This window comes from Paenibacillus sp. FSL R7-0179 (genome assembly GCF_038002265.1).
In the GTDB taxonomy this organism is placed as follows: Bacteria; Bacillota; Bacilli; order Paenibacillales; family Paenibacillaceae; genus Paenibacillus_AQ.
The window spans coordinates 3563290-3578279 of record NZ_JBBOCC010000002.1 but is presented as its reverse complement, the minus strand read 5'-3'; the positions used below and the strand labels follow the sequence as shown (position 1 = coordinate 3578279).

Below are 14990 nucleotides of genomic sequence, written 5' to 3'. Positions count from 1 at the left end.
TTTGTATACCTCCATGACTCCAGATTAGCCTGGCTTCACCGTAACATGCCATAATTTCCACGAGAATGGAGAGCATTGTTTTATTCAAATTGTACAAGGGTTAAGAGCACCAGCAGCGACAGATTCAGCAACAGCCCCAATATAGATAATTTGTTCCGCTTAACAATTCCAAGCACACTAATGCAAATAGCGGTCAGCAGAAGGAAGTATACCAGGTACAGGGAAGTGTCGGCGTAGAGTGCCAAAACCTTGGACCCTGCCTCATTCACAAACTCGCCATCATACAGAGTCATATACCTACGGTTAGCATAAATGAATACACAGATGATCCAAACTGAGGATAATAAAACAGGGATAGCAGTTAGGCCTCTCGTCTTTTTCTCATATCTGCCTGCTGTAACGGACCATACTCCATAGATGACAAATCCCGTAAGCAGGCAGACTAGGTACATCTGATAGAACATCAGCCCTTCTTCCCGGTCCCCGGTCCCTCCGCCATCTGGTCCTGAAGCATATAATAATAAGTTTGTTAGTACCAGAACGAAATTCAGGAGTGCGTATTTAACGGCACTGATTCCTATTCCCTTGAATTCGTCCATCCTTACCTCCGCGTACTTAAATTATTCTCCCGTTGTTCATTGTCACTTTTAATTACTATAATACGAGCATTTTGCATAATTCATTTTCAAGAAAAAAAAGAAGGTTATATCTCAAGCTGAATTGAGATTTTGAGTGAAAAAGATGAAAATGGACAGACGGGCAGAATTTTCAGAGGATTGAAATTTTAAGCGGCGTTTGTGCCTCGTTGTCTCGAGATAGCTAGCGCAGAAGCAAGCAAAATAATGGCATTCAAATATTGGTGAGTCGTGACTTTCTGAATGCCCCAAACATGTAATTGGTCTGCGGTTAGGTAGGTCTTCATTCGAGAATTGCATCGTTCTACACTTGTTCGCTTGTTGTAGAGTTCTTTCCAATTTCGGCTTTCTCGGTGTGGTAACGCATAGCGACGTAAATCGTCTCTGCTACTGACCTTAACGACCATTCCGTAATTGGAAGACGAACAGGCCGTCATACCTAAAGGACAATCCACTTTCCCCGTAGCGTGTGGACAACGAAACTTCAAACGTTCCTTTTCCTGTCCCCAATACGTCATTGGAAACCCCATCGAACAGCATGGCGTCCCTTTGCTTGTCATCCCTGCAGGAGGTTCCTTTTCGTTTCGCGGGTTCATTGGAATAATGGCCTGGGCCTTGACGCTGCGAGCCATTTCGTAGTTTTTCATTTGGTCATATCCTGCATCCAGCATGAAAAAACGAGGCTTGAATCGTTCGGCGGTTCGCTTCATGAGTGTAGGTCCCTCATCGCCATCATTTACATGAGCAGGTGTAACCTTTAGGGCAATCGGAAGTTCACTCTCCGTATCGACGGCCAGGTGCAGCTTATAGCCAAACCACTTGACTTTGTTGCCAAACGTATCGAGTTTAACTCCCCAATTGGCATTGCCGGTGAGTTCGCTTTTTCGCTTGGGTTCTTTTTTCTCGTAGGCGTGAATGGCTGCGCTGTCGATGGCGACATGCGTGCCGCCTAGGATTCCGGCTTCCTGACACTGAGCAACAAGATCCTCAAACAACTGCTGGGCAAGGTTTTTGCATGTCAGTTCGGCAAAAACCCGACTTAACGTAGAAATCGAAGGGGCGGGAATGTCCAGCCGAAGTCCACATTGGTAACGGAAACGAAGGTCAAATTCCAGTCTGCGTGCTAGGCCGGTGAACGTATCGATGTTTTCTAAGGGAGCCGCGAGTAATGCGCGAAGAATGCCTTGACGGCAGTGCCCGTCCGCTCCTCGGGGTGAAGGATTTCTTAATTGTCTCGCATACGGCCGTAGATCCAGTGCACTGAAAAAGAGGGGCAGTCGTTCTTTCGATTCAATTTTTTGAAGCTCCTCAAAGGAAAATAGACTTTCTTGGAGAATATACAAAGGGGGCTTCCTCCTCTTGAGTGTTTTGGTGTCGTTACCAAAAAACTTCTCCAAGTTGGGGTGAAGTCCTTTTTCATGCTCGAAAAACCTTTGTGTAATAAGGGCTTAGATTAATGCAAAATGCTCATAATACATGAACTCACATACTTCCTCCCCCTTTAGGCAAATTAATACTATACCTATTGACCAAGGAGAGAATCTGGTGAAAAGAAAACTTCAAGTCATGACCACGCTGCTAATGATCGCTCTAATCATCAACGGGCTTGCACTGGCTCCATGCACCGCAGCAGAACCGCCATCACAGTTACAGAATCCTCAGGCGGATTCAAGGGAGCTGCAGCTGCAAGACATGCTTGTGCTGCAACTGCTGCCCTATATGGAAGGAGAGTGAATCTCATCATCACAAGTTAAGCTTGTAGGATACAAACATTTAAACGGACACGAGCAGCATAATTTCCCTCCAAATTACCTGGACATGTGGAGAAAGAGTAAATGAAGACACTTTTTTCAGAAACCTTCTGGAGTTGTGACGCGTTAGCCTTTATAATATGACGAGAATATAGAATAAAGGAAAAGGTGTAACTTCATGAGTATATTAAATGTAGAAAAGCTTAGTCACGGCTTCGGCGACCGGGCCATCTTCACCGATGTCTCCTTCCGTCTGCTGAAGGGTGAGCATATCGGCCTGATCGGTGCAAACGGTGAAGGGAAATCCACCTTCATGAACATCATTACCGGTAAGCTGCAGCCGGACGAAGGCAAGGTGGAATGGGCGAAGCGGATGCGCGCCGGGTATCTGGATCAGCATGCGGTGCTTCAGCAGGGGCAATCCATCCGGGATGTGCTGCGCGGGGCCTTCCAATATCTGTTCGATATGGAACAAGAGATGAACGACATGTACGGCAAGATGGGGGATGTGACCCCTGAGGAGCTGGAGCAGCTGCTGGAGGATGTCGGAACAATTCAGGACATGCTGACCAGCCAGGACTTCTATATGATCGATGCCAAAATCGATGAAACCGCGCGCGGGCTCGGTCTGACCGATATCGGTCTGGACAAGGATGTCAACGACCTCAGCGGCGGTCAGCGGACCAAGGTGCTGCTGGCGAAGCTGCTGCTGGAGAAACCGGACATTCTGCTGCTCGATGAGCCTACGAACTATCTGGATGAACAGCATATCAACTGGCTGAAGCGCTACCTGCTGGATTATGAGAATGCCTTCATTCTGATCTCCCATGACATTCCGTTCCTGAATAGTGTGATCAACCTGATCTACCATATGGAGAACCAGTCGCTGTCGCGTTATGTGGGCGATTATGAGTATTTCCAGCAGGTGTACGAAGCGAAGAAGTCACAGCTGGAATCCGCCTTCAAGCGCCAGCAGCAGGAGATTGCCGATCTGAAGGATTTCGTGGCCCGCAACAAGGCCAGTGTAGCTACCCGCAATATGGCCATGTCCCGGCAGAAGAAGCTGGATAAGATGGAGGTCATCGAGATTGCCAAGGAGAAGCCGAAGCCGCAGTTCAACTTCAAGCAGGGGCGGACCTCCGGTAAAGTGATTTTTGAGACCAAGGATCTGGTGATCGGGTATGATTCCCCATTGTCGCGTCCGCTGGACCTCAGCATGGAGCGGGGACAGAAGATCGCTCTCGTCGGTGCGAACGGTATCGGTAAAACCACGCTGCTGCGCAGCATTCTCGGCCAGATTCAGCCCATCTCAGGCACAGCCCGTCTTGGCGATCTGCTGGAGATCGGGTATTTCGAACAGGAAATGAAGGAATCGAATTACAACACCTGTATTGAGGAGATCTGGAACGAATTCCCGTCCTACTCCCAATTCGAGATTCGTGCAGCGCTGGCGAAGTGCGGCCTGACCACCAAGCATATTGAGAGTAAAATTGCTGTCCTGAGCGGCGGTGAGAAGGCCAAGGTACGTCTGTGCAAGCTGATTAACCGGGAGAGCAATCTGCTGGTACTGGATGAGCCTACCAACCATCTCGATGTGGATGCGAAGGAAGAGCTGCAGCGTGCGCTCAAAGCCTATAAAGGCAGCATTCTGCTGATCTCCCATGAGCCTGAATTCTACCGTGATATCGTGACCGATACCTGGAACTGCGAATCATGGACGACCAAAGTCTTCTAGAGAACTGAACCGGCAATAACGCCGGTGTTGAGCTTGACCCGTAGGAGGGGCACTTTGCAAAAAGTGACTCTTGCGGGTCATTCGTATTACAGTGGAGTAAGAATGCAGGGGGATCATATGAACGCAGTGAATGAGGAGACAGTCGTGAAGCCATCCAAACGCAGTCTGGTCAATATCATTATTGACGGCATTTCTGGTATTTTTCTTCCCATAGTGAATATATTGAGCGCGGCAGGAATCATGAAGGGGCTGCTCGCTGGTGCGGTTGCGCTGGAGCTCGTTAGCAAGACGGAAGGCACCTATACGGTGCTGAATGCCATGGCGGACAGCCTGTTCCATTACCTTCCGCTGCTGCTGGCGTTTACGGCAGCCCGTAAATTCGGGGCCAATCCTTTTACGGCGGTTGTGATAGGCGGGGTTATGCTATATCCCAGTCTGACTACACTATTTGCGAACAACGAAATCATTGAGTTTATGGGCATGAGCATCAGGCCGGTTAATTATCCTGCAAGCGCTATTCCCATCATTCTGGCGGTGGGCCTGCTGGTCTATGTCGAGCGGTTCTGTGTTAAAATATTGCCGGAGGTCATCCGCGGCTTCTTCACTCCGCTGATCTCTGTGGTCGTCGTCTCGTCGGTGACGCTGCTGGTATTCGGACCGATGGGGGCGCTGGCCGGGGATGCCCTGGCAGACGGGTACCGCACTGTGTACAATTTCAGTTCAGTCGGCGCCGGTATGGTGCTGGGGGCAGTCATTCAGCCAATGGTGATTTTCGGGCTGCACTGGAGTCTGGTGCCGCTGGCGATCAACAATATCAGCACGGGCGGTTCAGACACGATCCTCGCGCTGATGGGACCTGCTGCCTTTGCCCAGGCCGGGGCTGCACTTGCGGTATTCATCAAAGCCAAAAACAAACAGTTCCGTACCTTAAGCCTGTCGGCATCTATCTCGGCCTTATTCGGTGTGACGGAGCCTGCGATGTTCGGAGTGAATCTGCCTTTGCGTAAGCCGATGGTTATCGTCTGTATTGCCGGCTCAATCGGCGGGGGAATGGTTGGAGCGTTTGGCTCCTCTGCGATCTCGTTTGCTTTTCCGGGACTGGCTACGCTGCCTGCTTATCTCGGGGACGGATTTGGCGGCTTCCTGATCGCATGTGCCACCGGGTTCCTGATTGCCCTGATTGCCACACTGTCGGTGAAGCTGGGACCGGAGCCGGTGGTGGGGGAACCTGCCAAGTCATAGTATAGGAGGGGATTTCGCATGAGAGCCATTAGAAGAACGAAGACCGTTGAAGGGACTTCCATTCCCGGCATCATCCAAAATGGAGGAAGTTACTTCTATATTAATGTAGACGTCTATGAAGACGGCATGGTGAACTGCTGGGAGCTGACCGACCTTGCGGGCTTATCCGGCAAAATACAATCGGGCTGGCTGACGCCAGCAGCCCCGGCAGGAGAGCAGCTGTCCATTCACGGTCTGGGGGCGTATACTGTGGAGTCGGCGAAGTGGACTTACAACGCTGAATGCTATTATCAGCATGTGAAGGATACGGTTACCCGCCTGAATCCTGAGCTTACGAATATTTATGAGATTTCAGAGCGGGAGCAGGAGCGCAATGAAGCGCGCCGGATCGCCCTTTCGCCAACAGCTACGGAATTCTATGTTAACAGCGAAATGTTCTACCAGACGACGGAGGGCAAAAGTGTCCATCTGTTCATGAAGAATAGCGGTGCAGTATATTTGGTCGATGTTGTGATCTATAAGGACGGAAAGGTATCGGTCTATAACCTGCCTGCAGAAGCTGAATATACGCTGGAGGAGCTGGACGGGCTTTTTGCGGACGGGACGTTCTTTACCACCCTGGATGCTTCCACTCTGGTTCATATACTGCAATTGGGCGAGGTGACGCTTGGCGCTTCGCTGTATTCTGCGGAAGCGGAAGAGAAACTCAAAGAGCTGCACAACCTCCACAAGCAGCTAAACGGCGAGCAAACGGCGCATGAAGCGTGCCGGGCTGCCTATTATGCTTATCTGGAGAATCCGAGTGAGTACTACCGGGAGCAGCTTAGAATCAAATATGAGCTTGTGCCGGAGCATGAACGGATGTATCTGGGCGATATGGATACGAAGGATTGGGATTACCAGCGGATTCTGTATCATCCTGAAGAGACACGGGAAGTGTGAACTTATTAAAGTGAAGAGATAGAGGTGGCAGGATGGAGACAATCAGCTTTCATTATGGACGGCATATTTCCAAGGTGGCACGGGCATTATATTTCCACTCGTGGAAATCTATACTGTCCATTGGAGTTCAAGCGGTATTTATAGCGGTGTGCATGATTCTGTATACTCAGAACCCGTCGGTCATTCTGCTCGGCATATCGATTACGCTGGTTCTGACCATGGGAATGTCAATCGTGATGCGTACCCTGCTTTTACCGAAGATCTTGTCGGCAGATACAAGGTATAATAAGGAATTTGAATATCTTTTCGATGCAGAGGGGATCAATTTCAGTCCGGAGAAGGACGCGTCTGTCATGACATGGGGCTCCTTCACCCGGGTATGGGAGAACCAGAGCTATTATCTGCTGTTCAATGGGCCACAGGAGTATTGGTTCGTTGCGAAGCAATCGTTCGAGGATGCCGCACAGGAGCATAAATTCAGAGCGTATGTGTCAGATCACCGCAAGATTGTCAGTGGTGTGATTTGGTGACAAGTAAGACGGATATGAAAGAAGGACATGCTATCCCGCGCATGTCCTTTTCTGCATCTGGGATCGTCGTAGCAGGTACTTAGCCGTAGCTACACCCGCCAAAAGCTTGTGCAATCTGCCTTGTCGGCAATATTGTACTCGATTAACTGTCTCAGCAGGCCGTAATCCACCGGATTCGTCCATTTCATGCGGATCAGCAGCTTGGTGTGATCTACTCCGCCTTGCTTGAGGACCTCCTCGAAATGATCCATGCCTGCCTTTTCCGGGGCGACAGCCATATGCCCTTTGGCTACACTGAAGCCGATAATATACGTTCCGTGATCGGTGAACATCGGCTGGTTCCAGCCAATTCTCGGTTCGAGCTGCGGGAACTCCTGCAACACCCAGGCGAGTACTTCCTCTACCGTATCCCGGTGAACCGGATTATCGATCTTCGCCAGATACTCTGCAAACACATCCATAGTTATCCCTCCAGATCAGTAGCCGCGCTTATGCCATTCATAATATCTTGTAGATGGAGGATAGTCAAAAATTTTAATGAATAAAAATGATTATATTACAATGGGGGTGTTGAATGATGAAGGAGCTGGACAGACAGAAGTACTTACATGATCAAGCCTCGATGCTGGAAAGTGCGAAGTTGGCTGGAATAAAAAAAGTGGCTAAAAATATGCTTGGTATGGGTATCGATATAGTGACAATTGTAAAAGCCACGGGGTTAACGAAGCAGGAGATCAATGACTTGCAAAAATAATGAATGCATGAGGGAGCATCCTGTGGGGGATAGCTCTCTTTCATTGTTGCTTAGAAAATTGCTGCAAGAATTGCAACATTGCTGCCTAATATAAGGTGCCCATACTGAAATCCTGCACAAAATGCAACAAAGCCAGCTCTAACTTGCTCTAAATACCGAAATTCCTGCAAATGATGCAACAATGTACCGAAGCCAGTGACATTTCCATATAAATCTTGTAAGAAGTGCAACAATGTTACTCAATACAAGCGGTCGATGGGAGAATAAACCCTTAGAATTGGTCAGAAATAGGAAAAGTCCATTCCCTTCCTCATTCCAACATTTCCCTGTATGATAGAAGAAGCTTGTTGTTCTTCAAAATAAATGATAAGGGGGTTTTGGGATGGAGAAGATGATCGTGTTCAAGGGCAAGCGTCCTGCTGAATTACTGGCCACTATAAGCGTGATTGCCCTGATGTTATTCTGGATAGGGTATATCCTTCGGTTTGACCGAACTACTCCACTGGAGCATTTTTTGGTCTATCTCGTCAGCGGGATCGCTATCGTTAATATAGGAATTATGATCTATCGTCTTCTGACCTTTAACCGGGCGTTCAACATAGAAATAAGGCCGGAAGTTCTGCAGATCAAGGATATAGAGATTGAAGCCTCTGCTATTAAGCGTATTTTCATCAAAGGCTACTTCATGCCCGTGATCGCAGTTAAGCCCAGAGCATATCTGCTGGTTACTTATAAATATTGTTTTCGCTACGCCGAGCAGGAAGATCAGGGGATACGGGCGCTAACAGAATGGGCGGAGCATCACCAGATCGAAGTGGTACATAAGAAGTTTGTTAGATGGCTGTAAGTAACCATGGTAATACGAGACAGGAGGAGCTGCTCATATGAAAGTCACCGGATTCAGTCATATTACACTTCTGGTAAGCGATCTTAAAATGTCCCTGGAATTCTATCACGGTATCCTGGGGATGAAGGTTAGACATCACGGCCGAATAGATGCCTATTTGGAGTGGGGCAGCGCTTGGGTCTGTCTCGTGGAACGGACGGAAGCCGAAGAGCAGCCGGGCGGATTCGCCGGGATGGATCATGTAGCTTTTTATATCGCAGAGGATGATTTCAAGGAAGCTGTCGGCATCTTGCAGAAGCATCAAGTTGAGATCGTCAGAGGACCTGTGCAGCGGGGAACCGGCTGGTCGGTGAATTTCCTGGACCCGGATAGGATTCAGCTGGAGCTGCATACTTCCACTCTGGATGAACGGATGCAGGTCTGGCGTTAAGCGGAGTACAGTTACCATAATAATGAGAAACGGGGATGCGGGATGAATAAACCTTTTCATGAAATGCTGACATCGGAAAATGAGCTAAGAGAGCTTCTGGGTTATCCGAGTGAAGTGGTGAAACGCAAATCGATTCATCAGCTGGATCATCACTGTCGTGATTATATAGCGATGTCCCCTCTGTTATTCTTGTCCACAGCAGATGAACACGGCTCTTGCGATGTCTCTCCGCGCGGGGATGCACCCGGCTCAGTGCTTGTGCTGGATGAAGGGCATCTGGTCATTCCGGAGCGGCCGGGGAACCGCAGATTGGACTCTTTGCTGAATATCCTGGCTAATCCGCAGATCGGTCTGATTTTTATTATCCCGGGACTTGAAGAGACCCTGCGGGTTAACGGGCAAGCCTATATCATTAAAGATGAGCCTATTCTGGACCGGATGCGGGCCAGAGGCAAGCGGCCTGCGCTGGGAATTGGAGTGAAGGTGGAGGAATGCTATATGCACTGTGCCAAGGCCTTCAAAAGATCGCAGGTCTGGAACCCCGGGACTTGGCCTGCTGAAGACTTGCTCCCGTCTGCTCCGGCCATCATTGCGGCGCATGTGAATACAGCGGAGTTCACGGAGGAAGTGGTGCGGCGCGGTATAGAGGAGAGCTACGAGAAGCGGCTGTATTAAGAAGGGGAGGGAATGGCGGGGATGGATACAGAGCGGCTGATACGGATTTTTGACAGGCAGGCCAAGGACTATGACCGTAAAAGAGAAGATCCAAAGCAGCGGCGCTGGCGCCAGAAGCTGATCGGTTCTGCGAAGGGTGAGGTACTGGAGCTTGCCGTCGGAGCCGGGGCGAACTTCCCATTCTATCCTCAAGGCGTCAAGATCACGGCTGCGGACTTCAGCGGAGCCATGGTTGAGAAGGCCAGACGGGCCGCCGGACAGTACCGGCTGGACGCGGATTGTATATGTGCGGATATCGAAGACATGAGCTTTGCTGCGCATTCGTTCGATACCATTGTCTCCACGCTGTCCTTATGCAGCTATAAGAACCCGCTTAACCTGCTGGAGAAGCTTAACCGCTGGTGTAAGCCGGACGGCACCATCCTGCTTCTGGAGCATGGAATTGGTTCTAACCTCTTGGTCACTACGCTGCAACGGGCGCTGAATCCGTTGCTCTATCGTATATACGGCTGCCATCAGACCCGGGATATTCTCGGACTGGTCCGGGAGTCGGGGATGCAGATCACTAGAGTGGAGAGCTATTCGCTGAATATGGTGCATTTGATCTGGGCGGGGCCTGAGGAACAACAACTATGATCTGAAGGGAAAGGAGGTCACGTACTATTTGACGGAGTTGTATGAGAACGTGGACGGAGAACGGATGAAGAAGAAATGGAAGATCATTTTATTTAGCTTTATTGGGGCGATGGTTCTTTTAGTCGTGTTAGGAGCATTATACGTCAATAATGTTGGATATAATAATGTGAAACACATGTATCGTTTAGAATCAACCGGTAAATCTGTTATTCGGATAGATAGCGATATGCCTGACCAAGAGCGCTACCTCACGAAAGAAGAGGGTGATCCACAGGAACTGTTGAAGTCACGCATGGAACGAGAAGGGTGGGAATATACCCAACAGGAGGGATCGGGTTATTTTTTTAAGAAAGACGGTAGGGAAGAAATAGTCACTACGCAGCAATGGAATCATTTTTATATTATATATAGTTTGAATGCTGGAATCGTGAACCTTGAGGACTAGATGAGAAAACAACGCCCCTACTTTGTAAAGGGTGCGTTGTTTTACGTTGTGCTTAGTTACCAGTGTTACTAGCAGAGCATCAGATTAGAAAGGATGGATAAGCTTGTTAAACCCTATCCACCCAAAATCTAACGGACCGGAGAGATCTTATGCCCGCGAAAACGCCACTTTTTGCAGCGTAACGGACTCAGGCGACCTTATAGTCTCGCTATGAGACCTTTCGGAGCTAACGTGCAAAGGATAAGGCCTGTGGAGTCCGTTACTCGCCCAATTGGCGGTTTTCTTCCCAAAGAAGAGCACCTCAATCCGTTACGCGAAGCCAAACGCCCCTGAAGAACAAGGCTCGCTTGGAAAAAGATGTGATCTTAAGGGGGAGTGCGTCTGCTCCACTTGTTTAAATCTGATGCAGTACTAGAGCTGTCCTCCAGCCGTTCCATGGCTTGGAAGACAGCTCTTTATTCCAGAATCAGACGGCTGTCCAGCCCCCGTCCACATACAGCGTCTGGCCTGTCGTGTAGCTGGAGGCATCCGAGGCGAAGTAGAGGACAGCGCCGTTCAATTCATCGAGATTGCCGGGACGGCCCATGGGGCATAGCGTATTATACTGCTCCAGGAAGCGGTCCTGATAGAGCGCGCGTGTCATCCCGCTGGGGAACAGGCTGGGTCCGATTGCATTCACTGTGATTCCGTAAGGAGCGAGTGTCGCGCCCATGCCGCGGGTCAGATTCACGACAGCACCTTTGGAGGCATTATAGGCATGCAGGGCAGCGAGCTTGCTGCCCTTCACACCACAGATGGAAGCAAGGTTGATAATGCGGCCTTGCCCACGTTCTTTCATGGCCGGGATCACCGCTTTGGACATGAGAAAAATACTTTTCACATTGGTATCCATCACCCGGTCCCATTCCGCTTCGTCCAGTTCCTCGACAGAGCCTGCGGAGGCGACTCCGGCATTATTCACCAGGATGTCTAGCTGCCCGAAATGCTCCAGAATGCTCGCTACCGCCGATTCAATCTCTGCTCCGCAGGTTACGTCACATTGGAGCGGAAGCACCCGGCGGCCCTGGGCTTCAATCTGTCGCCGCGCCGGTTCCAGCCCGTCCACTCTTACATCCAGCAGGGCAACATCCGCCCCTTGCCCGGACAGAGCTTGGACTAATTCTGTGCCTATCCCCCCGGCTGCTCCTGTCACCACCGCCACTTTTCTGCTCAAATCAAATGGCTTTCTCACCGGTACACCTCCATTAATTCCACCAGTCCCAGCGTAAGTTGGAGTAAGGAAGGAACTCTACAGGATCTACAGCAGTCAGCACCTCACCTCGTTCAAGGACGGTATTGCTGACCGTGTAGATGCCGCCCAGCATACGGACGACTTCCAGCTCGGCCCAGGGGTCATGCGGAGAGTCATGCAGGTGAATCTCTGCTTCTGCCGCTGTACGCACGCTGACATCCATAGAGGCTGTCTGCCGGATCAGCAGCGGTCCAAGATCGAAGCCGCGGCCATCCGGGGACTTGGAATACTTCATGTTGAAGACAGGCAGCCCCTCACCGTAATGCTCTGAGATGATACGCTGTCCGTCTGCGGCATTCATTTTACCGCTAAGCGCAGCCTCTACATGGAAGAATTCAGTGCCCCGCCGGGAGACGCTGCCTGCCACATGCTGATCCTCCTTCTGGAGACTGATGTCGGCCATCTTCTTGGGGAAGCCGTAAATCTCACGCCCCAGGCCCATCGCGATATCATCGCTGATCGGCATGGACAGGCAGTAGGCGCCCGGTTGCCCGTTGTAGGCTGCCAGGACGAAGACCGCGGCTTCCCGGTAAGGCTCACAGAAGCTGGTGCGGGGATAGTTAGCTACAAAAGCGTGCACAAGCGGCCTTGGTCCCGGCGTAAGCGGGGCGGGCAGAATGCTGCGGATGACTTCGGGCGAAGTCTCCCAATAGACGGTTAGAGTCTCGGCATTATAGAAGGTCGTAGGGGTATTGACTCTTTTGGTAATTTCATTCACATCTTTTACGAAGCTGGTCATCTGAATCTCCTCCTGTGTTATAGGGTCACGAATAATGTAACATGACTATTCCAGTGATTATATATATGGAAAATATAAAAATAAATGGGAATCTTGTGCGCGGCGCACTATAATAAGCAGGGGGTGAGAGCGATGAGTGTTACCTTTGAACAGATAAGCAGACATTTTAGTAAGCATGCCGTACATATCCAGTGGAACAAAGCATTAACGACAGCCTATTCAGATACGATGCTGATTACGAAGAGCCTGAAGCATTTTGCACCTGAATATATCTATGTGGGCTACCAGTCCGGATTGCCGGATCACGCAGAAGGGGTGGAGCAAGCCAGCCTGATGCTAATTAACGACATGGTGGAGCCAGCTTCGGGCCGGCAGCAGCAGATGTACAGCGGACAGAACCGTATGGAATTCGGGGCGGAGGAGGATGTATTCGAGCTCTATAATCAGATCCGGGTGCTGTTCCTGGAAGAAGCTGAACGGGAGCAGACTAAGGGCAGGATGCTTGAGGCCTGTGTCGCCGGCAAAGGATTGGAAGCAATCGTCTGTGCGGCAGCGGAGCTGATGGGCAATCCGGTGATTATCATCGATGTAAGCTATAAGATTCTGGCTGCTTCGGACTGTAGCGGGGTTACCGATCCCATCTGGAACGATAATCTGCACAAAGGATACTGCTCCTATGATTTCATAGCTGCCGTCCATCAACTGAAGAGCGTACAGACCGGCATAGAGTCGCTGGAGGCTTACGAAGTGGAATGCAGCGGAAGCCAGGTGACCAAGCTGGTCGCCAAGATCAGAATTGGCAGCAAGCCAGTCGGCAATGTAATTGTGCTGGGCGACACACGCCCGATTGAACAGAGTGATCATGAGCTGGCGGGTTTTACGGCCGGGCTGGTAGCGGCGGAGCTGGCGAAGAATAGCTTTTACCGGAACTCCAGTCAGGCGGAATATGAAGAGCTAATCTATGGATTACTGGAGAATGAAGAGAACGGACCGCTACTTATTCAGGAGAGTCTGCGGAGCGGTATGCATCTGCCCAAGGGCAGATTGTCCGTTCTGGTGCTGGAGCTTGCGGGGTATGATGTTTCTGTTTCCGGTAAACACACCGGTTATTTAAGAGATCAGCTGCATCTGCATTTCGGTGAGGAGCGGCTGATCTTTTACCATGAGTATATGGTGGGGGTAAGTGAAGGTGAGTCTGCATCGTCCAGGTCAAGAGAGGTTGATCCAAGCTTGCGGGAATTTCTCGTCAGCCATCAGATCCGCCTGGGAATCAGCCGGGAATTCACCGACCTCACGGACTGCCGCAAATATTACTTACAGGCGCTCAAAGCGCTGGAGATCGGGCGGATCGTCTGGCCGGCGGAGCCGCGTGTGCTATACGCTGATGTGCAGCTGTATGACCTGTTATCCCCGCATGCGCAGCGTGATTCCCGGGATGTCAGCCATCCGGCGCTTACGGTCCTGCGTGAATTCGATGAGAAGCATCATGCGGACTTGTACCATACCCTCTATTCCTATTTGAAGAACAATCAGCAGCTGCAAAAGACCGCAGACGAGCTATTCGTACACCGCAACACTTTGCGGTACCGCTTACGCCAGATCGACGAACTGATCCAGCTTGATTTGAGCAAGATCGATCATGTGCTGAGGCTGTATATGTCCTATCAAATGACGGACTATCTGGAAAAGCTGGGTGGGGGAGAGAGCCCTTGTTGCTCCTGATTCACTTTAGGGCAGGGGACCAGTGCTCCCGCATCAGCTTCATACACGTCTGAGGCTCATCCTCCACTTCTCTGCAAGGCTCGCACCCCTCGAACCCGAACTTACGCACCGTTGCCATCGAAGCAGCGTTCTGCGGATGGGTCAGGATATAGATAGAGTCCGCATCAAGCTGTGTGAAGCACGTGTCGAGAAGTATGGGCAGAGCCTCCGACATATAACCTTGCCCCCAATAATCCTTCCAGATGTCATACCCGATCTCCACCTGCTTCCGCTCTGCGTCCCAGTAATGATAGCCGCAGGTGCCAATGAAGGCATGGGTCTCCCGGTCAAACATCCCATAGCGGTGATGGCCTTTGCCCTCAGGCTGGGCGTAATGCTCAATGATCTCCACAGCTTCGTTGTAATCGCAGGGCGGCTCACTGAAGTATCGGCACATGTCCGGGTCCGAGAATTGCCGGTAGACTGCATCGATGTCAGACTGATTGAGTAGGCGAAAGTGTAATCGTGTAGTGTTAAAGGGTTCGATTAGATTCATTGTTGATTCTCCTATTCATGGGCAATATTTCATATTGTCATTATGCGATCATATCATCGGGCTGTCTATGATCATGAACCT

18 protein-coding genes are annotated in these 14990 nt (G+C 50.4%); 12 read left to right on the top strand and 6 right to left on the bottom strand.

Annotated elements, in window-relative coordinates:
- Positions 1-80: 80 nt before the first annotated feature.
- Positions 81-599, bottom strand: a complete 519-nt coding sequence (locus tag MKX63_RS32055; protein WP_341022971.1) for a hypothetical protein — start codon at positions 597-599, stop codon at positions 81-83.
- A gap of 185 nt (positions 600-784) precedes the next feature.
- Positions 785-1978 carry a transposase gene (locus MKX63_RS32050; RefSeq protein WP_341014490.1) on the bottom strand — a complete coding sequence of 398 codons (1194 nt, stop codon included), beginning with the start codon at positions 1976-1978 and terminating at the stop codon, positions 785-787.
- A gap of 202 nt (positions 1979-2180) precedes the next feature.
- On the opposite strand from MKX63_RS32050, the gene MKX63_RS32045 reads away from it, so the two are divergent.
- The 5 genes from MKX63_RS32045 to MKX63_RS32025 all read left to right on the top strand — a co-directional run bounded on the left by MKX63_RS32045 (position 2181) and on the right by MKX63_RS32025 (position 6835).
- Positions 2181-2369, top strand: coding sequence for a hypothetical protein (locus tag MKX63_RS32045; RefSeq protein ID WP_341022969.1), 189 nt, complete (start codon positions 2181-2183; stop codon positions 2367-2369).
- Positions 2370-2564: 195 nt separating this feature from the next.
- Positions 2565-4121 (top strand): ABC-F family ATP-binding cassette domain-containing protein, encoded by a 1557-nt coding sequence (locus MKX63_RS32040; RefSeq protein ID WP_341022968.1) that lies wholly within the window; start codon positions 2565-2567, stop codon positions 4119-4121.
- 63 nt (positions 4122-4184) lie between these two features.
- A complete protein-coding gene (locus MKX63_RS32035) occupies positions 4185-5363 on the top strand; it encodes a PTS transporter subunit EIIC (RefSeq protein WP_341023387.1) in 1179 nt (392 codons plus the stop codon).
- 18 nt (positions 5364-5381) lie between these two features.
- Positions 5382-6305, top strand: a complete 924-nt coding sequence (locus MKX63_RS32030) for a DUF7638 domain-containing protein (RefSeq protein ID WP_341022967.1) — start codon at positions 5382-5384, stop codon at positions 6303-6305.
- Positions 6306-6337: 32 nt separating this feature from the next.
- Entirely contained in the window at positions 6338-6835 is a 498-nt protein-coding gene (locus MKX63_RS32025) for a YcxB family protein (protein ID WP_341022964.1), read from the top strand.
- A gap of 89 nt (positions 6836-6924) precedes the next feature.
- Here the strand turns inward: MKX63_RS32025 and MKX63_RS32020 are convergent, their stop codons facing one another.
- Positions 6925-7296 carry an iron chaperone gene (locus tag MKX63_RS32020; protein ID WP_341022962.1) on the bottom strand — a complete coding sequence of 124 codons (372 nt, stop codon included), beginning with the start codon at positions 7294-7296 and terminating at the stop codon, positions 6925-6927.
- A 113-nt stretch (positions 7297-7409) separates the two neighbouring features.
- Between MKX63_RS32020 and MKX63_RS32015 the strand changes: the two genes are divergently transcribed.
- The 6 genes from MKX63_RS32015 to MKX63_RS31990 all read left to right on the top strand — a co-directional run bounded on the left by MKX63_RS32015 (position 7410) and on the right by MKX63_RS31990 (position 10622).
- Positions 7410-7589, top strand: coding sequence for a hypothetical protein (locus tag MKX63_RS32015; protein ID WP_341022961.1), 180 nt, complete (start codon positions 7410-7412; stop codon positions 7587-7589).
- Between the two features lie 382 nt (positions 7590-7971).
- Positions 7972-8436 (top strand): hypothetical protein, encoded by a 465-nt coding sequence (locus MKX63_RS32010; RefSeq protein ID WP_341022960.1) that lies wholly within the window; start codon positions 7972-7974, stop codon positions 8434-8436.
- A 37-nt stretch (positions 8437-8473) separates the two neighbouring features.
- Entirely contained in the window at positions 8474-8866 is a 393-nt protein-coding gene (locus tag MKX63_RS32005) for a VOC family protein (RefSeq protein WP_341022956.1), read from the top strand.
- A gap of 63 nt (positions 8867-8929) precedes the next feature.
- A complete protein-coding gene (locus MKX63_RS32000; protein WP_445321779.1) occupies positions 8930-9541 on the top strand; it encodes a pyridoxamine 5'-phosphate oxidase family protein in 612 nt (203 codons plus the stop codon).
- A 21-nt stretch (positions 9542-9562) separates the two neighbouring features.
- Positions 9563-10177, top strand: a complete 615-nt coding sequence (locus tag MKX63_RS31995; protein WP_341022951.1) for a class I SAM-dependent methyltransferase — start codon at positions 9563-9565, stop codon at positions 10175-10177.
- Positions 10178-10205: 28 nt separating this feature from the next.
- Positions 10206-10622: a type II toxin-antitoxin system HicA family toxin gene (locus MKX63_RS31990; RefSeq protein WP_341022949.1), complete on the top strand. Its 417-nt coding sequence runs from the start codon at positions 10206-10208 to the stop codon at positions 10620-10622.
- Between the two features lie 466 nt (positions 10623-11088).
- Here MKX63_RS31990 and MKX63_RS31985 read toward each other — a convergent pair whose 3' ends face one another.
- Both MKX63_RS31985 and MKX63_RS31980 read right to left on the bottom strand, forming a co-directional pair.
- Complete coding sequence (locus MKX63_RS31985) at positions 11089-11853, bottom strand: SDR family NAD(P)-dependent oxidoreductase (protein ID WP_341022946.1); 765 nt, start codon at positions 11851-11853, stop codon at positions 11089-11091.
- A 13-nt stretch (positions 11854-11866) separates the two neighbouring features.
- The gene (locus MKX63_RS31980; protein ID WP_341022944.1) at positions 11867-12652 is read right to left on the bottom strand and encodes an acetoacetate decarboxylase family protein; all 786 of its coding nucleotides are present in this window, start codon (positions 12650-12652) and stop codon (positions 11867-11869) included.
- 132 nt (positions 12653-12784) lie between these two features.
- Between MKX63_RS31980 and MKX63_RS31975 the strand changes: the two genes are divergently transcribed.
- Positions 12785-14374, top strand: coding sequence for a PucR family transcriptional regulator (locus MKX63_RS31975; protein WP_341022942.1), 1590 nt, complete (start codon positions 12785-12787; stop codon positions 14372-14374).
- Between the two features lies 1 nt (position 14375).
- Here the strand turns inward: MKX63_RS31975 and MKX63_RS31970 are convergent, their stop codons facing one another.
- On the bottom strand, positions 14376-14909 hold the full coding sequence (locus MKX63_RS31970) for a GNAT family N-acetyltransferase (protein ID WP_341022940.1): 534 nt from the start codon (positions 14907-14909) through the stop codon (positions 14376-14378).
- Positions 14910-14990: the final 81 nt, after the last annotated feature.